Annotated in this window: 14 protein-coding genes; 8 read left to right on the forward strand and 6 right to left on the reverse strand. The window is 69.7% G+C overall.

Annotation, left to right across the window (positions count from 1 at the left end):
- Positions 1-73: 73 nt before the first annotated feature.
- From JQS43_RS04850 to JQS43_RS04865, 4 genes are all read right to left on the reverse strand, one after another.
- On the reverse strand, positions 74-802 hold the full coding sequence (locus JQS43_RS04850; RefSeq protein WP_239677855.1) for a hypothetical protein: 729 nt from the start codon (positions 800-802) through the stop codon (positions 74-76).
- A gap of 26 nt (positions 803-828) precedes the next feature.
- On the reverse strand, positions 829-3336 hold the full coding sequence (locus JQS43_RS04855; RefSeq protein ID WP_239677856.1) for a hypothetical protein: 2508 nt from the start codon (positions 3334-3336) through the stop codon (positions 829-831).
- Positions 3337-3348: 12 nt separating this feature from the next.
- The gene (locus JQS43_RS04860) at positions 3349-3708 is read right to left on the reverse strand and encodes a hypothetical protein (RefSeq protein WP_239677857.1); all 360 of its coding nucleotides are present in this window, start codon (positions 3706-3708) and stop codon (positions 3349-3351) included.
- A gap of 76 nt (positions 3709-3784) precedes the next feature.
- Positions 3785-5653 (reverse strand): transketolase, encoded by a 1869-nt coding sequence (locus JQS43_RS04865; protein ID WP_239677858.1) that lies wholly within the window; start codon positions 5651-5653, stop codon positions 3785-3787.
- A 208-nt stretch (positions 5654-5861) separates the two neighbouring features.
- Here JQS43_RS04865 and JQS43_RS04870 point away from each other — a divergent pair, with 208 nt between their 5' ends.
- From JQS43_RS04870 to egtD, 6 genes are all read left to right on the forward strand, one after another.
- Positions 5862-10214, forward strand: coding sequence for a S8 family serine peptidase (locus tag JQS43_RS04870; RefSeq protein WP_239677859.1), 4353 nt, complete (start codon positions 5862-5864; stop codon positions 10212-10214).
- A 329-nt stretch (positions 10215-10543) separates the two neighbouring features.
- On the forward strand, positions 10544-10720 hold the full coding sequence (locus JQS43_RS04875; protein WP_239677860.1) for a hypothetical protein: 177 nt from the start codon (positions 10544-10546) through the stop codon (positions 10718-10720).
- A 161-nt stretch (positions 10721-10881) separates the two neighbouring features.
- A complete protein-coding gene (gene egtA / locus JQS43_RS04880; protein ID WP_239677861.1) occupies positions 10882-12153 on the forward strand; it encodes an ergothioneine biosynthesis glutamate--cysteine ligase EgtA in 1272 nt (423 codons plus the stop codon).
- Positions 12150-13466 (forward strand): ergothioneine biosynthesis protein EgtB, encoded by a 1317-nt coding sequence (egtB, locus tag JQS43_RS04885; RefSeq protein WP_239677862.1) that lies wholly within the window; start codon positions 12150-12152, stop codon positions 13464-13466. Before egtA ends, egtB begins: the two co-directional genes overlap by 4 nt.
- Positions 13466-14227 (forward strand): ergothioneine biosynthesis protein EgtC, encoded by a 762-nt coding sequence (gene egtC / locus JQS43_RS04890; protein ID WP_239677863.1) that lies wholly within the window; start codon positions 13466-13468, stop codon positions 14225-14227. Before egtB ends, egtC begins: the two co-directional genes overlap by 1 nt.
- Before the next feature lie 27 nt (positions 14228-14254).
- A complete protein-coding gene (egtD, locus tag JQS43_RS04895; RefSeq protein ID WP_239677864.1) occupies positions 14255-15226 on the forward strand; it encodes an L-histidine N(alpha)-methyltransferase in 972 nt (323 codons plus the stop codon).
- 37 nt (positions 15227-15263) lie between these two features.
- Here the strand turns inward: egtD and JQS43_RS04900 are convergent, their stop codons facing one another.
- Together JQS43_RS04900 and JQS43_RS04905 are read right to left on the reverse strand one after the other, a co-directional pair.
- The gene (locus JQS43_RS04900; protein ID WP_239677865.1) at positions 15264-15563 is read right to left on the reverse strand and encodes a hypothetical protein; all 300 of its coding nucleotides are present in this window, start codon (positions 15561-15563) and stop codon (positions 15264-15266) included.
- Positions 15564-15681: 118 nt separating this feature from the next.
- Entirely contained in the window at positions 15682-16665 is a 984-nt protein-coding gene (locus JQS43_RS04905; RefSeq protein ID WP_239677866.1) for an ABC transporter ATP-binding protein, read from the reverse strand.
- An 82-nt stretch (positions 16666-16747) separates the two neighbouring features.
- Between JQS43_RS04905 and JQS43_RS04910 the strand changes: the two genes are divergently transcribed.
- Positions 16748-17458 (forward strand): ABC transporter permease, encoded by a 711-nt coding sequence (locus JQS43_RS04910; RefSeq protein ID WP_239679318.1) that lies wholly within the window; start codon positions 16748-16750, stop codon positions 17456-17458.
- Entirely contained in the window at positions 17455-18168 is a 714-nt protein-coding gene (locus JQS43_RS04915) for an ABC transporter permease (protein ID WP_239677867.1), read from the forward strand. Before JQS43_RS04910 ends, JQS43_RS04915 begins: the two co-directional genes overlap by 4 nt.
- The last annotated feature ends 23 nt before the right edge of the window (positions 18169-18191 follow it).

An 18191-nucleotide genomic window follows, 5' to 3' on the forward strand; every position in this document is an offset into this window, starting at 1 on the left:
CGCCATCGACGGATGCCCCAACCATCGGTTGCCGGAGATTGAACTTGTCGGGCCGGTCGGGTCGGCTGCCCGGTCAGCGGTCGTCGAGGGTGTGGGTTGCCCAGTCGTCGCAGCGCTGCTCGTTCTCGGCCACCTGTTCCTCGGTGAGCGCGGGCGCACCGTCGGCCGTCTCGACGTTGTTGTAGGCGACGCCGTCGACGCGCCACGGTGGCCCGCCCGCGTCGTCGTCGGCTGCGAGCAGGCGATACGCGGTGACGGAGGAGCGCTGGCCGTCGGCGCGCGGTGCACCCTCCGCGCCATCTCTGGTCCAATACCCGATGTCGTAGCAGAGCAGCACCAGGGCTTCGTCCGAGGTGGTCTCAGCACTTAGCAGTGTGTACCAGCGGGGACCGTGGAGGTCGATTCCGCCGGGGTTCGACGCGCCGCGCGCGTACCCTTCGAACCGTTCGGTCTCTGGCGGGGTGGTCAGATAGGGCAGTAGCGCCAGCGTCTCGGCGACCGGCTGCTGCTCTGCGAAGATCGCCTCCGCCAGCCCTTCCAGGTGTTGTACTACTCGCACCGCGTCTGCTGCTGCCGGGTCGGCGGGTTCGTCGAGCCGCCAGAGCAACGGGCTGTCCTCGCGGGCGCCGTCGATATCGATCTGCCGGTAGACCTCATCGGCGCTGAGGTCGGCCGGCGACGCGGGTTCGGTGCTCTCCGGCCCCGGGGTACTGTCCGGCCCGGCTGCTCCGTTGCCGCATCCCGCCAAGGCCAATGTGGCGCCGAGTAGCGGTGCGAGACCTGACGTTACCCGGCTCCGCATGCGGTTACCTCCTCGCACAGGTATGGCTAGTAGCTCTCAAGGTCGCCCTGGGCACGGTCGTAACCGTCGTCGTAGCGGCCATCCACGTCGTCGATCCCGGACAGGCCGGAGCCTGGCTCGCTGATGTACCCGTCCCAGGCCCGCTGCTGCCGGTCGCTCCACTCATGGTAAGGAATCGGCTCACCGTCCTCGAGCAGGTCAGCGGGGAGCGCGGCCACCTGCTCCGGGGTGAGGTTGCGGTAGAGGGCCGCGTCGGCCATCCCCTGGGTCAGCTCCCGGCCCTGTTGCCGGACGTCACCGACCTCGTAGTTGGCGTCGCCGATCCGGCCGGCCTGCTGTGCCTCCTCCGCCCGACTCATCATCTCGCTGATGACCGAGCCGACCGGGCCGGGGAGTTTGCTGGTGGCGGCGTCCATCCCCAACCCGGCCAAGAAGTATTTGTTGCGCAGCGCGTCGTTGTAGGCGCTGTCGGCCGACTCCTGGTCACTGACCGCATTGCTGTTGTGGCCGAAGTCGAGCGCCCCGTAGACCAGACCGCTGCCGTGGCCGGCGAACCGCTCCGCCTCGGCGATGCGCTCCTCGACCGGCGTGCCGCTGTCGGCGAGGTAGTAGTCGTAGACCATGCCGGAGTAGATCGCCGACGCCATCTGCACCTGCTCCCGGGCGTCGGGATTCTTGCCCAACTCGGCGAGAAAGATCTGGGCGTGGCGCTCTGCGGCGTCGACGACGTGATCGCCGGGCGCACCGTCGGGAGCAGCCCGACCGATCATGTTCCAGTGCATGTCGTCGATGTAGAACGCGGCGATCTCGCCCATCGACTCCCGCAGTTCGTCCGGGAGGATGTCGCTGTCCCGGAACCGTCCCGCCTGCTCGCCCTCGGCCCCGCCGATCGGGTTGTTCGGGAAGCCGCGGGCAGTCTCGTCGGTCGCGATCTCGTAGATGATGGATTCGACGATCCGGTGGGAGCGTTCGTCCGGGTCCTCGGTGGTGGCCCGCACCAGCACGTCGCCGAGCAGAGCCTGCCCCGGGGTGGTGCCGCGGCCGTCGAGGTCAGGGTTGTTGGCGTAGTCGGGGAACCAGAACCGGTCGGTGAGCAGGTAGTCGACCCGGGGCAGTCGGCCACCGGGGGTGCCGTCGAAGAGCGTCTGGCCGGTGAAGAAGTCGCGGGCCGCGTCCGGGTTGCGCTCCAGCGCGCTCATCAGGCCCACGACCGGGTCGTAGCCATCGTTGCCGACTCCGCCGGGGATCCAGTTCAGCTGGACCGGCCCGAGCCCCACCACCGTCCCGGTGTCCATCCAGATCGGGATGCCGTCGCCCTGCACCGACCAGCCACCGTTGCGTTCGAAGTCGAGCATGTCCCCACCGATCAGCGTGAGGAACGAGCTGTCGAAGTGGGCGTCGGGCGACTGCATCAGCACCCCGAGGAGCTGGTGGCCGTAGATCTGGTCGTGCAGACCACCGTAGTTGGGGTGCGAGGGGTATCCGACGTCGATCTTCTGCCGGCCGAGCGTCAGCAGCTCGACCATCCACTCGCTGGGCAGCTCGTGCTCACCGGGCTGGTACCGCGCACCGGGGTGGGGGGGTTCGGTGCCACGTTTGGTGGTGGCGGTGGCGAGCGCGATCGCGAGGCTGTTCTGGATCGAGCCGACGAGCTGGGCCAGGTCGGGGTCGGCCTCGTAGGCGGGTTGCACGAAGGCGACGTTGCCGGTCAGCTTCAGCAGGCCGTCGGGGCCGATCGCCATCATCAGGTGGTAGGCGAAGGCGTCATCGTCGGCGTGTTCGGCGAGGATCGCTTCGAGCTGCGCCAGCTCTTCGGTAGTGGGCACGTAGTTCGGGTCGTTGATCCGGTCGATCAGGTCGCCGACCTCGCCGGCCAGGTCGGCCATGGCCTGGTCGTGCCACTGGGGCAGGAAGACCGCGAGCGCGCCGGTCGGCCGCTGCAGGACGCCGGCGGCGGTGAGCAGGGCCAGGTTGTCGGCGGTGGGCCCTTGCCGGAGCATCCCGGCGGCGGCCTGCGCTCCCTCGTCGATGAACTGCTGGTGTGCCTCGCGCCAACGGTCGCGCATCTGCCGTTCGTGTTCGGCCCGGGCGAGTACCAGCTCCTGGTCGAAGGCGTCGCCCTCCGGCACCCCCCACCGGTTGGTGCGGGCCTCGGCGCGCAGGGTTTCGATGCCGTCGACCCGGGAGTTGAAGAGGCGGACCTGTTCGCGCCAGAAGTGCAGCGGAGCCGCGGCCCAGGCCAGCGCGCCGATGGACTGTTCGGCGCGTTGCCGGACCGGCTGCGGCGCGGCGCGGAGCTCGGCCGAGGCGAGCCCGTCCCAGCTGTCTACCGCTGGTTGGAACCGCCGGTCGGTCATCCCTTCCAGGTCGATGCCGCGGTCGGCGAGCCGGGTGAGCCGGTCGGCTACGGTTTCGAGCTCCCCGAGGTCGGCGGGGTGCTTCTCGAACGGTGCCAGTGAGACGTCGGTGGACCGGCCGGCCGGGCTGTGCGGGCCACCAGCCCCATCGGTGAGATAGAAGTCCGGGCTGACCACGAGCGGAGCTCCTTAAACGGCGAAGTTGATCTCTCGGCGGAGGGAACTGGCGAGATTCCCGCCATGCTGGTGCTGGGTGTGGAGCAGGTGGGCGCCGTCGTCGTCGGCCTGCTCCACCACCGTGCTGGCGGTGCTGACGTTGCCGCCGAGCGCGTCGACCTCGCCGGCGAGTCGGGCGATCGTGGGGTTCCAGGTCGATCCGTAGGCGCCGAAGGCCGAGCCGATCGCGAAGTTCCGGGCAGCGTCGGCGGCGTCGGTGAACGCCACCGACGCGGTCGTCGCCCAGGACTGCCAGTTGCCGGCGGTGGCGGCGACGTCTCGGCCGGCCTGGTGGACCGGTTCGGATTCGGTGTGGAGGTATGGCGGGCTCACGGCGTTACCTCTGGGTCGGTGGTCGGTTCGCCTCACCGTACCGAGGATTGTCAAGTATGGGCCGTGACCAGCGCCTTCACTCCAAGGTGAGCTCTGCCGCCGCTCGGGTGATCGAATCGGCGTCCAGCCCAGCGGCGTGCAGCTGTTGCTCGGGATGGGCGGAGCCGGGCATGGTGCGGACCGCCAGCTTGCGAATCCGGGGCAGGTCGACGCCGCCGTCGGCGAAGACCTCCAGCACCGCGTCGCCGAGCCCGCCCTCCGGCCAGTGGTCCTCGACCGTCAGCAACCGGGCGGTCTCGCGCGCGGCGGTACGCAAAGCGTCGGCGTCGATCGGTTTCACCGAGTACGCGTCGATCACCCGGGCGTTCACCCCTCGTTCGGCGAGCTGGTCGGCCGCGGCGAGGGCGCTGTGGACGGTAACTCCGGTACCGACGATCGTCACCTGATCGTCGGGGGAGCTGCGGAGTAGCCGGCTGCCGCCGATCGGGAACTGCTCGCCGGGTTGGTAGATCACCGGCGTACCGCCGCGGCTGGTGCGCAGGTAGCAGATGCCGGCCCGGTCGGCCATGCTACGGACCAGCGCGGTGGTCTGATTAGCGTCGCACGGGTGCAGCACGGTGCTGCCGTGGATTGCCCGGAACGCGGCCAGATCTTCCAGCCCCATCTGGGAGGGGCCGTCCTCGCCGATCGCCACGCCAGCGTGGGAGCCGACTACCCGAAGGTTCGCTCGGGAGATCGCCGCCATCCGGAGGAAGTCGTAGGCGCGGGTCAGGAAGGCGGCGAAGGTGGCGAGGTAAGGGCGCCAGCCCCGCGCCTGCATGGCGATGGCGGCCGCCACCAACTGCTGTTCGGCGATGTAGAACTGGAAGAACCGGTCCGGGTGCGAGGCTTCGAAGACGCCGCTGCGGGTGGAGTCGGAGACCTCACCGTCCAGCGCCACCACGTCGCCGTACGCGTCGCCGAGCGCGGCCAACGCCGCCCCGAACGCGTCCCGGGTGGGTACCGACTCGCCCACCTCGTACTCGGGCAGTGAGAGTTGGCCGCGGACCGGGAAGGTGTGGGGTTGCTGATCCTCGGCGACTGGCCCGGCCACCGGCACCGTGACCTGCCGGGCACCGCCGAGTTCGGCGATCACCGTCGCCGCGTCCGCCAGTGGTTTGCCGTGGTAGCCATTCTGGTCCTCGACCTGCGGCGCACCCTTCCCCTTGCGGGTGCGGGCGAGGATCGCGGTGGGGGCGTCGGTGGTTGCCGTGGCTTCTTGGTAGGCACGGTCGATCTGGTCCACGTCGTGCCCGTCGATCTCGATCGTGTGCCACCCGAAGGCGCTGATCCGCCGGGCGTACGCGGCGGTGTCCCACTCCAGCCGGGTGGGGCCGCGTTGGCCGAGCCGGTTCACGTCGACGATCGCGGTGAGGTTGGCCAGTCGTTCGTGGCCGGCGTGCGCAAACGCTTCCCACATCGAGCCCTCAGCCAGTTCGCTGTCGCCGCAGAGCACCCACACCCGGTACGGCAGTCGATCCAGGCGGGCAGCGGTCAGCGCTGCGCCGACGCCGACCGGAAGCCCCTGGCCCAGCGAACCGGTGGCGACCTTCACCCACGGCAGTCGGGGAGTCGGGTGGCCCTCCAGCCGGCTGCCCAACTTCCGGTAGGTGAGGAGTTCGGACTCGGTGATCGCGCCAGCGGCCCGGAGGGCGGCGTAGAGCAGTGGCGAGGCGTGGCCCTTGGAGATGATGAACTCGTCGTTGTGCGGGTCGTCGGGCCGATCGAATGCGTAACGCAGTTGGGTACCGAGCAGCACCGCCACCAGATCGGCGGCGGACATCGCGGAGGTCGGGTGTCCCGAGCCGGCCTCCGCGGCGCAACGGACGGCATCGACGCGCAACTGTTGCCCCAGTTCAGCCAGGTGGTTGGCGCGTTGATCCGGCGGCAGATCGGTCCAGGTCATACCGAGCGTGATACCCGGGGCTGGATTCGGTAAACCCTTGGTGCGAGTGCGGTCATAAATTAAGCCCTTTCACTTATAGCTACGTCTGGGCGGTGTGGCCGAGGCTGTCTGGATGGAGCATCCCAACCCCCGGATACATAGCGGCGCGCCCCGGCGCCGAACGCCGTGGTGGCGTTCGGGCACCCTCGCGTCCCTGACCGTGTTAATGGTGACCGCGGGCCTCACCGGCCCGGGGCACAGTGCCGCGTTCGCCGGCACCAGCGAAGCCGCCCCGACCGGGGCGGAGATCGATGCCGAGCTGCGAGCGGTCTTCGACGAGGTCGACGAGGCCACCTTCATGGTGCTGCTGGAACAGCAGGCCGATCTTTCGGCCGCCGCCGGCGCAGACGAGTGGGCGAGCCTCGGCGAGCAGGTCCACGACGAGCTGACCAACACCGCCGAGCAGAGCCAGGCGAGCCTACAGGCCCTGCTTACCGAACGCGGCGCCGACTTCCGTTCCTTCTGGATCGTCAACGCGTTGCAGGTCACCGGCGATGTGGCGCTCGCCGAGGAGTTGGCGGCCCGGCCGGAGGTGGATCAGGTCCTGCCGGAGCAGGAGTTCGACCTGCCCGAGCCGACCCCGGACGAGGCGCCTCCGTCGATCAACAACGTCGAGTGGGGCATCGACCGGATCAACGCACCGGACGTCTGGGGATCCTACGACGTACGCGGCGAGGGGGTCGTGGTCGGTGTGATCGACACCGGTGTCCTGTATGACCACCCGGCGCTGGTGGAGCAGTACCGGGGCAACCTGGGTGGCGGGGAGTTCGACCACGCCTACAGCTGGCATGACCCGTCCAATGTGTGTGCTAACCCGTCGCTGGTGCCCTGTGACCACCATGGTCACGGCACCCACGTGACCGGCACGATCGTCGGCGACGACGGCGGTAGCAACCAGATCGGGGTCGCCCCGGATGCGCAGTGGATCGCCGCCATGGGCTGCGAGTCCAACACCTGCAGCGATAGCGCGCTGCTCTCCTCCGGCGAGTTCATGCTGGCGCCGACCGACCTGAACGGCGAGAATCCGCGACCGGAGCTGCGGCCGCACATCGTCAACAACTCGTGGGGCGGGGGCGCCAACACCGACCCGTGGTATCGGGGCATCGTCGAGTCGTGGGTGGCGGCGGGGATCTTCCCGCAGTTCGCGAACGGCAACGATCCGTTCAACGCCGCACCGTGCGGGTCGTCGTCGAACCCGGGCAACCTGCCGGAGAGTTACGCGGCGGGCGCGTTCGACATCAACGGCAACATCGCGGGCTTCTCGCACCGGGGTCCGTCGGCCTGGGACAGCGATGAGGTCAAGCCGAACATCGCCGCCCCCGGAGTGCAGGTGCGCTCGGCGTGGGCCAACGGCTCTTACCAGACGATCGGCGGCACCTCCATGGCGTCGCCGCACGTGGCCGGCGCCGTGGCGCTGCTCTGGTCGTTCTCGCCGGAGCTCGCTGGCGACATCGACGCCACCCGGGAGGTGCTGGACGTCAGCGCGGTCGACACCGAGGACCTGAGCTGTGGCGGCACCCCGGAGAACAACAACGTCTGGGGTCAGGGACAGCTCGACGTCCTGGCGGCAGTCGAGGCCTCGCCGGTGCCGGGCGAGACCGGAACTCTCGACGGCACGGTGACCGACGCCGACAGCGGTGACCCGCTCGCCGCGACGGTGGTCGCCGAGGGCGAGGTCACCCGGACCGTGACCAGCGGCGCCGATGGCGGCTATCAGGTCACGTTGCCGGCTGGCGAGTACGAGGTGACCGCCTCGGCGAGCGGCTACTTCGCCGAGACCGTCACCGAGGTGGTGGTCGTCGAGGATGAGACCAGCACCGTGGACTTCGCGCTCGAAGCGGACCCGGATGCGTTCCAGCCCTCGATCACTGTGGATCCGTCGGAGTTGTCGTCGGGGCAGGGTCCGGACACGGTGGTGACGCAGGAGTTGACCATCGGCAACGTGGGTGACGCGGAGCTGTCCTGGGAGATTCTGGATGAGCCGGCCGGGTCGCCTGGTGCGACGTCGGTGACGTCGGTGGAGCCGGGTGAGGTCTCGGGTGAGGCGTCGTTGTCGACGGCGCCGTCGTTGTTGCGTGGGGTGTTTGGTTCGTCCCCGCGGGTGGCGACGCCGGAGGTGCCGGTGGTGCAGGATGCGGTGACGTTGTCGCATTCGGAGTCGATGTCGATTGTGGCGGAGAACTCGGTCGGGTGTACGCCGGATCAGGGTCTGTCGACGACGGAGAATTCGTATCTGCGGCACTTCGTGTTGGATGACTTCGGGATCACCGACGAGTTCGATGTGTCCGAGGTGTCGTTCGGTGTCGAGGTGGTGCGTGGGGTTTCTCCGACGGTGTCGGTGAATCTGTATGAGATGGTCGATCCGGCTGGGTCGTTCGAGTATGGCAACTTTGAGCTGATTGGTTCGGCGGAGGAGACGCTGGAGCCGATGGAGCTGGAGGTTGTGACGGTGCCGGTGTCGGGTACGGCGGCGGCGGGTTCGACTCTGGTGGTGGAGGTTGATGTTCCGGATCTTTCGGGGTCGGGGGCGTTGTTCATCGGGTCGAATTCGGATGGTCAGACTGCGCCGTCGTATTTGGCGTCGGGGTCGTGTGGGTTGCCGGAGCCGACGGATACGTCGGCGATCGGGTTCCCGGGTATGCATGTGGTGATGTCGGTTACCGGTGGTGGTGACGTGTCGGAGCCGTCGTGTGAGGTGCCGGGTTGGTTGTCGGTGTCGCCGGCGGCTGGTGCGGTGGCTCCGGGTGGGTCGCAGGTGGTCGAGGTTAGTTTCGACTCGGCGGGGCTTGCCGACGGTGATGTGGTGGCCGGGACCTTGTGTGTGGCCTCTGATGATCCGGAGTCGCCGGTGGTGGAGATTCCGGTGGAGTTGGTGGTCGAGGAGGTGACGGCTCCGGTGGTGGAGGTGTCGCCGGGTTCGTTGTCGGCGGAGGTGCCGGTCGACGGGGTGGTGGAGCAGGAGTTGTCGGTGGGTAACACCGGCGACGCCACCCTCGACTGGGAGATCGGCCAGGCTGAGATCAGCAACCGCCAGGCGTTGCTTGAGGAGGGGGTCCTGCTGGTCCCCGACTCGAGCGGCAACCGGGTGATGGCTTTCGACCCGGAGACCGGGGATCTGATCGACGCCGACTTCATCCCGGAGGACGCCGCGGCGGATCTCGGGACTCCGATCCACATGATCCCGAACCCGACCAACGATGGTCTGCTGCTCTCCGACCAGATTCGTCACGTGGTCAACGCGTACGACCTGGCCGGCGACTGGCAGGGCGTCGCCGCGCCGATCGGTGGCGCGGACACGTCGATCCTGCAGAACATGCGAGGGATCGAGGTGTCGGCCGAGGGCACGCTGCTGGTGACGGTGGCGGCCGGCGGCAACGCCCACTCGGTGGCCGAGTTCGACGCTGAGGGCAACTTCCTCGGCACCTTCATCGACCACGGTGCGGGCGGCCTGGACGGGCCCTGGGACGTGCTCTTCCGCGCGGACGACGTGCTCGTCTCGGCCAGCGGAAGCGGCGACATCCACCGTTACCACCTGGACGGGACGCCGCACGACCAGCCGATCTTCTTCGATGGTCTCGGGTTCCCGCAGCAACTGCAGGAGCTGCCGAACGGCAATGTGCTGGTGGGCCAGTTCACCACCCTGGGGGGCGTGACCCCTGGGGTGTGGGAGCTGACCGCCGACGGTGAGCTGGTCGATGTCTACACCGGTGTCTCCGGTAACCGGGGCGTCTACGAGCTGCCGAACGGCAACATCCTCACCACCAACGCCGGCGGTGTCCACGAGATCGACCGCGGCAGCAGCCTGGTGGAGACCAAGATCGAGGGCGCCAACGCCCGCTTCATCACTCACGTGCAGCTGCAGGGCTGCGCGGCTCCGGGCGACGTGCCGTGGCTGTCGGTGTCGCCGGCGTCGGGTAGCACCGAGCCGGGTGGGTCGAGTTCGGTGGCGGTGAGTTTCGATGCTGCCGGGGTTGAGCCGGGTGATTATGAGGCGCTGTTGTGTGTGGCGTCGAATGATCCGGCCTCGCCGGTGGTGGAGGTGCCGGTGAGCATGTCGGTGGTCGAGGACGATGATCCGCCGGGTGAGCCGGTGGTGTGCGACGAGACGATCACTGGAGTGCATGCTGGTGCGTTGACCATCACTGAGGGGGTTACCTGTCTAGCGGCGGGTGCTCAGGTACTCGGTGAGGTGAATGTGTCGGCGGGTGCTGGTCTGGTGGCGACGGCTGCGGTGGTGCAGGGTCCGGTGTCCGCGGTGGGTGCCGCGGTGGTGGATCTGTCGTTTACGCAGGTAACTGGTCCGGTGGTGGTTTCGGGTGCGACCGGGTCGGTGTCGTTGTTCGCTAGCCAGGTGACCGGGTCGGTCAGTGTGGTGAACGGTGCGACGGCGTCGGCTGCGGTGGTGGCTGGTAACACGATCATTGGTTCGTTGTCGTGTCTGGGTAATGACCCGGCGCCGACGGATCTGGGTCTGGCTAACACCGCTACCGGCGGCAAGCTCGGCCAGTGCGCCGAGCTCTAACCATCAACGAATGGCGCCGATCATGGACTAAGGGTCCATGATCGGCGCCATTCGGCGTACCTTTCCTCATGATCATTCGAGTGGGGACGTGAGCTGATCAACAGTCGCGTGACCCAGCGCCGGTCGGCGGCGGCCGCTGGCTATGGTGGGCGCGGTCAGGTGTGGCCAGGTGCGGTGATCCCGCCCCGTCTCGTGCTGACCGCGACTCTCGCATCCATCAAGGACGGTGTTACGAGCTCCGAAGGGGTGGACTGCGGCCCGGTGGGCCCGTTGCCTGGCAACGGGCCCACCGGCGTATACAGGGGCGGGAGCGTTGAAGGAGGGCCGGGGTGTCCAAGCGACGGCTGACCTGGGTGGCGATCATGTCGCTCGCTACCGCAAGCATCGTGACCGGTTGGGTGCTGTCCCAGACTGACGGCGAGGTCACTTTCGGTAACGCCGCTATGGTCGGTCTGATCGCCGCCGTCCTGATGGGGATCGCGGTGGCGACCGTCCGCCGGAAGTAACGGATCGCCCGTCGGCCCCCTCTGGCCGATCACCCGCCGCAGGTGGCGCTGGGGTCGGTGCCAAGCCGGGGGTGGTTCACGTCGCCGTCGAGTTCTTGTCGCACTCTTGTCGGACCCGGTGGTTATGGTTGATGACATCTTCTGACGAGAGGAGTGTCGCCATGGCCACCCTCAGTGACCATGCGCGCGTCGCCACCGAGTCCCGGGTCTTGCGGACGATGGAGGACGCGCTCGAGCATGTGCATGCGATCTGTTTCAAGACCGGCCCTCCGCGGCGGGTGGGGGTGGAGCTGGAGTGGCTGCTCCACCGCCTCGACGATCCCGCCAGTCCACTCGACCTGACCCGCCTACGACACGCACTCGGCCCACACGCCCCACCGGCCCTCGACCCGGACTCCCCGCACGAGCCATTGCCGCACGGCGGCACCGTGACCCTCGAACCCGGCGGCCAACTGGAGATCTCCACCCCGCCGGCCGTGTCACTCTCCGAACTGCACCGCACCACTGAGGCGGATCTCGCCTATCTCACCTCCCTGCTCGACCGCGCTGGCCTCGGCCTCGGCGACACTGGCATCGACCCACATCGCCCGCCCCGCCGGTTGCTGCACACCCCCCGCTACGACGCGATGGCCGCCGCGTTCGCGCTGCACGGCTCCGCCGGTCTCACCATGATGTGCGCCACCGCCGCTACCCAGGTGTGCCTGGACGCGGGGGAGGCGGCCGCGACCCCTTCGGGGGGTGGTTCGGAGTCCCTGAGTCAGGTGAGCCAGCGCTGGCGCGCGGTCCACCAGCTCGGTCCGGTGCTGGTCGCGCTATTCGCGAACTCGGCTCGACACGCCGGCCGGGATACCGGTTGGGCATCGGCCCGGATGCGGACCTGGCTGGCGACCGACCCGACCCGCACCGCGCCGGTGCCGGTGGGGCCCGATCCGGCCACCGCCTGGGGGCGGTACGCAGTGGCGGCGCCGCTGTTGTGCCTGCGCCGGCCGGGGGGCGGTTGGTCCGCCCCGGCCGGGGTCACCTTCGCCGACTGGCTCGCCGGCGCGCTCGCGCCGGCGCCCACGGTCGAGGACCTGGAGTACCACCTCGGCACGCTGTTCCCCCCGGTACGCCCCCGGGGCTATCTGGAGCTGCGATTTCTCGACGCACAGCCGCCCGGCGAGTGGTTCGTGCCGGTGGCGGTGGTGGCGGCGCTACTGGCCGATCCGGATCGGGGCGCGGCCGCTGCCGAGCGGGCGGCGCCGGTGGCCAGCGCATGGCAGGAGGCGGCCCGGTTCGGGTTGGCGCACCCGGGCATCCGGGCGGCTGCGGCGGCCGTCGCGGAGCTGGCGATGGCCGCGCTGGACCGGCTGGAGCTGACCGCGCCGGTCAGGGAACAGGTGACGGTGACGGTCGGCCGCCGGCTGGCCGGCGGGAAGGGAGCGACGCGATGACTACCACCCTGCGCGAGCGGATCGCCGACGAGCTGCTCCGAGCCCGGTCGCGGACCACCGCCCTGGCCGAGGCAGTCGACGAAGCTGACCTGGTGAAGCAACACTCGCCGATCATGTCGCCGTTGGTCTGGGACTTCGCCCACGTCGGCAACCAGGAGGAGCTTTGGCTGGTCCGCGACGTGGGCGGGCGGGAGCCGGTCCGCCGTGACATCGACGAGCTTTACGACGCGTTCCAGAATCCCCGGCACGAACGGCCCCAGCTGCCGCTGCTGAACCCGACCGAGGCCCGCGGCTACCTGCGGACGGTCCGGGAGAAGGTGCTCGACCTGCTGGAGCGGGTGCCGTTGGCGGGGCGGCGGCTGGTCGACGAGGGCTTCGCCTTCGGCATGATCGTGCAGCACGAACAGCAGCACGATGAGACCATGCTCGCTACCCACCAGCTCCGGGTCGGCGAACCGGTGCTCACCGCGCCACCGCCGCCGCCCGCCGCGGTCGAGGTCGCCGGCGAGGTGGTGGTGCCGGGGGGCCGGTTCACCATGGGGACCTCTACCGAGCCGTGGGCGCTGGACAACGAACGGCCGGCACACCAGGTGGAGCTCGCGCCGTTCGCGATCGACGCCGCGCCGGTGAGTAACGGCCAGTACGCCCAGTTCATCGCCGACGGCGGCTACGACGATCCGCGGTGGTGGAGCGAGTCGGGGTGGGCACACCGGCAGCGGGCCGGCCTGGTCGCGCCGATGCACTGGGTCCCGGACGGCGACGGGTGGGCCTACACCCGGTTCGGGGTGACCTCTCCCGTCGCGCCGGATGAGCCGGTGGTGCACGTCTGCTTCCATGAGGCGCAGGCGTACGCGCGGTGGGCAGGCAGACGGCTGCCGACCGAGGCGGAGTGGGAGAAGGCCGCCCGGTTCGATCCGGCGACCGGCCGTTCCCGGCGGTACCCCTGGGGCGACGTCGATCCGACCCCGGCGCACGCGAACTTGGGGCAGCGGCATCTGCGTCCAGCGCCGGTGGGCGCCTATCCGGCCGGCGCCTCGCCGCTCGGCGTGCATCAGCTGATCGGTGACGTCTGGGAGTGGGTGGACACCGACTTCACCGGCTACCCCGGGTTCTCGCCTTTTCCGTACCGGGAGTATTCAGAGGTCTTCTTCGGCTCCGACTACAAGGTGCTGCGCGGCGGTTCGTTCGGCACCGACCCGGCGGCCTGCCGGGGGACCTTCCGGAACTGGGACTACCCGATCCGCCGGCAGGTCTTCTCCGGTTTCCGATGTGCCCGGACCCTGGATCCGGCGGAGCGGGCGGCGCTGGGCTGATGTGTCGACACCTGGCCTACCTCGGCCCAGCGGCCACGCTCGCCAGCTGGCTCTACGACGCGCCGCACGCCCTGGTGCACCAGGCCGCCGCGCCGCGGGAGATGCGCGGCGGCGGCACCATCAACGCCGACGGTTTCGGCGTCGGATGGTTCGTGGCCCCGGGCAAGGAGCCGGTCCGTTACCGCCGCGACAAGCCGTTGTGGAGCGATGTGGACCTTCCCGGGCTGGCCGCCGCGACCACCGCCCGGGCGGTGGTCGCCGCGGTCCGCTCGGCCACTGTCGGCATGCCGGTGACCGAGGCCGCCTGCGCACCATTCGCCGGCGACGGCTGGCTGTTCAGCCATAATGGACGTGTCGTCGGCTGGCCCGAGTCGCTCGCCACGCTCGCGGCGGAGCTGCCGGTCACGCAGGTGATGACGATGCCGGCACCGACCGATTCGGCGTTGCTGTGGGCGTTGCTGCGGGCGCGGTTGGCCGCCGGGTCGGCGCCAGCGGCGGCGGTCGCGACCATCGTGTCCGAGGTTCTCGACGCGGCCCCCGGGTCGCGGCTCAACCTCCTGCTAAATGACGGCGAGACCATCGTCGCCACGACGGTGACCCACTCGCTGTGGGTGCGCCGGCTCGACGGTGGGGTAGTGGTCTGCTCCGAGCCGCTCGATGAAGGCCCACAGTGGCGCCCGGTGCCAGCTGGTGCGTTGGTGACCGCGACCCCGGACCGGGTCGAGATCACCGACATCGAGGCCGCCCAGGTCCCCGGCTAGCCGATTCGTACTTTCCGTCGGACGGAGATGATAATGCCCGAACTAGACATCCACCTGGACGAGACCGACCGGTCCGCGCAGCTGCGCGCCGACGCGTACGCCGGATTGTTGGCGGCGCCGAAGTGGCTGCCGCCGAAGTGGTTCTATGACGCCCGCGGCAGCGACCTCTTCGAGGAGATCACGAGGCTGCCGGAGTATTACCCGACCAAGCTGGAGCGCGACCTGCTCGCCGCCCAGGCGGATCGGATCGCCGCCATCACCGGGGCCCGTACCCTCGTCGAGTTGGGGTCGGGCTCCTCGGAGAAGACCCGGCTGTTGCTCGACGCCCTGCACCGGCGGGGCGACCTGGCGACCTTCGTCCCGCTGGACGTCTCGGCCGCGGCGTTGGCCGATGCCGTGGCGCTGCTCTCGGCGGATTATCCGCAGCTGCGGATCGAGGGGGTCGTGGCAGATTTTCACCAGCATCTGAAGCTGCTGCCGGGCAGCGGGGACCGGCTGGTCGCGTTCCTCGGGGGGACGATCGGCAACTTGGCGCCGGCTGAGCGGGCCCGCTTCCTCGCCGAGCTTCGGGCGACCCTGGAGCCGGGTGAGTGGCTCCTGCTCGGCGCCGGTCTGGTCACCGACCCGCAGGTGATGGTCCCCGCCTACGATGACGCCGCCGGAGTGACCGCCGAGTTCAACCGTAATGTCCTGCGGGTGCTGAACCGGGAGCTCGACGCCGACTTCGATGTCGAGGCGTTCGAGCATGTCGCGGTGTGGGACCCCGAGCGGGAATGGATCGAGATGCGGTTGCGCGCCGCTCGGGCGATGTCGGTGACCCTGCCGGCCATAGGCGTGACGATCGAGTTCGCCACCGGTGAGGAGCTACGGACCGAGATCTCGGCGAAGTTCCGGCGAGACTTGCTGGCGGAGGAACTCGCCGCTGCCGGCTTCAACCTCCGGCACTGGTGGACCGATCCGGCCGGCCGGTTCAGTCTGTCGCTGGCCGAAACCGGGTAGCCGGCCTACCGCTGAGCTGCCCGTCGACCGGCTGCGGTCAGTGCTCGTCCCAGTGGTCGCCGTGGGCGGCGTGGCGGTGCTCCCCGTGGAGGTAGTCCACGTGGTCGCCGTGCGGGACCGGCTCGTGCCCGCAGCCCTCACCGTGGCTGTGGTCGGCGTGCTCCTCCGCGGCGACGTGCGCCTCGGGCCGGCACTCGTCCCAGTGGCCGTCGTGGGCGTGATGCGCATGGCCGTCGTGCAGGTAGTCCACGTGGTCGTCGTGGGTCACGGCGACGTGGCCGCAGCCGGCGGCGTGCTCGTGGGGATGGGTCTGGTGCTCCTGGTGAGTAACCGCCATCGCGGGTAGCCTCCCTAAACTATGCAATAGTTGCTATATGTTGTTGATTCTAGCAACTCGGGGGCTGACCACCAGGTCACGGCGAGCGCGTCACCTGAATCGCGTCATGTGAAGCCGGTCACGCGAAGAGCGTGTCCCGGGTGAGCCGGCCGAGCGGCTTGTCCGCGTCGCCGGTCACCACCACCGCGTCTACCCCGGCGGTGAGCATCGCCGCCAGCGCGTCGTAGCGAGACGCGCCGATCGGGACCTCTGGCAGTTCGGAGCTGTCCTCGGGGCGGCGGGGGGCGAGTAGCTCCGCCGTGATTGGGGCGACCGCCAGCCGGCGGACCCCCCGGTCCGCCCCGACGAACTCGCGGACGAATTCGGTCGCGGGGGCGCGGAGCAGCTCATCCGGCGTGGCGTACTGCTCCAGGCGGCCGCCTTCGGAGAGCACCGCGATCCGGTCGCCGAGCCGGACCGCCTCGTCCAGGTCGTGGGTGACCAGCACGATGGTTTTTCGTACCTCGGCCTGTAGCCGACGGAACTCGTCCTGCAGCCGGCCCCGTACGATCGGGTCCACCGCTGAGAACGGCTCGTCCATCAGCAGCACCAGCGGATCCGCTGCCAGGGCTCGGGCCACGCCCACCCGCTGCCGTTGACCGCCGGAGAGCTCCCCCGGGTAACGGTCGCCGTACTGGCCCGGCGGCAACCCGACCAGCTCCAGCAACTCGTCGACCCGAGCCCGAGCGGCCCGCCGCGACCAGCCCAACAACCGTGGCACGGTGCCGACGTTGGCCCGAACGCTCTGGTGCGGGAAGAGCCCGACGTGCTGGATGACGTAGCCGATCCGTCGCCGAAGCGTCACCGGGTCGCCGCTGGTGATGTCCGTACCGTCGAGCAGGATCCGCCCCGCGGAGGGTTCGATGAGCCGGTTCACCATCCGCAGCACGGTGGACTTGCCACAGCCCGAGGGGCCGATCAACACCACCAGCTCGCCGGGGGCGATGTGCAGGTCGAGCGAGTCGACCGCGACCGTGCCGTCCGGATACTGCTTGCGGATCGACTCCAGCGTGATCGCGGCCGCCGCGCTCGGCGCGGCCTGGGGCGGCGGGGTAACGTCCACGCATGTTCCTTCCGCGGGGTGGCCGGCTGTCGAGCGGGCGAGTGCGGAGCCGGCGGGTGGAGCGCAGGTGACGACTCCGCTCATGGTAGCTGCGGAGCAGGTGGTGGCGGCGGCTGGCGCCCAGCCCGCTCCGGTCAGTAACCCCTGGTTCTCGTGGGGCTACCTGCAGGCCAACGGTGACCGGATCCTCGACGCCCTCACCGAGCACGTGGCGCTCACCGGGCAGGCGATACTGTTCGCCGCCGCGTTGGGGATCCCGCTGGCTGTGCTCGCTTACCGGGTCCGGCCGTTGACCGGGCCGATTTTGGCCAGCGCCGGCGTGCTCTACACCATTCCCGCGCTGGCGGTCTTCGCCTTCATCGCGCCGTACCTAGGGATCGGCCCGCGTACCGTGATCGTGCCGCTGGTGCTCTACGCCCTATTGGTGATCATCCGCAACACGCTGACCGGTCTGTTGCAGGTGCCGGTCGAGGTCCGCGACGCGGCCCGCGGCATGGGCTACGGGCGCTGGGCGCAACTGGTCCGGATCGAGCTGCCGCTGGCCCTGCCCGGCATCCTCACCGGGCTACGACTCGCCACGGTCGCGACCGTGGCGATGACCACCATCGGCGTGGTGGTTGGCCACGGCGGGCTGGGCCAGCTGATCCTCGGCGGCTTCCGCAACAACTTCTTCAAGGCCGAGATCCTGACCGGCGCGGTGCTCTGTGTGGCGTTAGCGCTGGTGCTGGACCTGGTGCTGCTCGCGGTCGGGCGGGCCGCGACGCCGTGGGCGCGCCGGCGGGCGGCGGCATGAGCAACCCGGTCTCGCAGGCGATCACCTGGCTCAACGACCCATTGAACTGGACCAACCCGGGTGGCGTCCTGGACCGGCTGGGTGAGCACCTGGTGATCTCTGCTGGCGCGGTCGGCCTCGCCTGCCTGATCGCCTGGCCGCTGGGGCTCTGGCTGGGGCACCGGCGCCGGGGCGGCACCGCGATCGTGGTCCTGGCCAACATCACGCTCGCGATCCCGGTGCTGGCGACGTTGACCATCCTGCCGTTGACCTTCCTCGGGTTCGGCCGGCCGGCGGTGATCGTGGCGCTCGCCATCTTCGCGGTCCCGCCGTTGCTCGCCACCGCGTACACCGGAATGACCGAGGTCGACCCGCAGGCGCGGGAGGCCGCGATCGGGATGGGGCTGGCGCCGCATCAGGTGATCGGGCGGGTCGAGCTGCCGCTGGCAGTGCCCTACCTCGCGGCCGGGTTCCGGACCGCCTCGGTCCAGGTGGTGGCGACCGCCACGCTGGCGGTCTTCGTCAACGGCGGCGGGTTGGGGCAGATCATCGGCGCCGGCTTCGGGCTCGGGATGGTGACCGGGGGCGGCCAGATTTTGGCCGGCGGCCTGCTGGTAGCGCTGCTCGCGTTGACGGTGGAGGGGGTGCTGGCGGGGGCTCAGCGGCTGGTCACGCCCCGGCCGATGCGTCGTCGGCTGCGGGTTCGGACCGGTGCGCAGCCGGCGACGTGACCGGCTCGCCGCCGGGTCACAAT

Source organism: Natronosporangium hydrolyticum (assembly GCF_016925615.1).
GTDB lineage: Bacteria > Actinomycetota > Actinomycetes > Mycobacteriales > Micromonosporaceae > Natronosporangium > Natronosporangium hydrolyticum.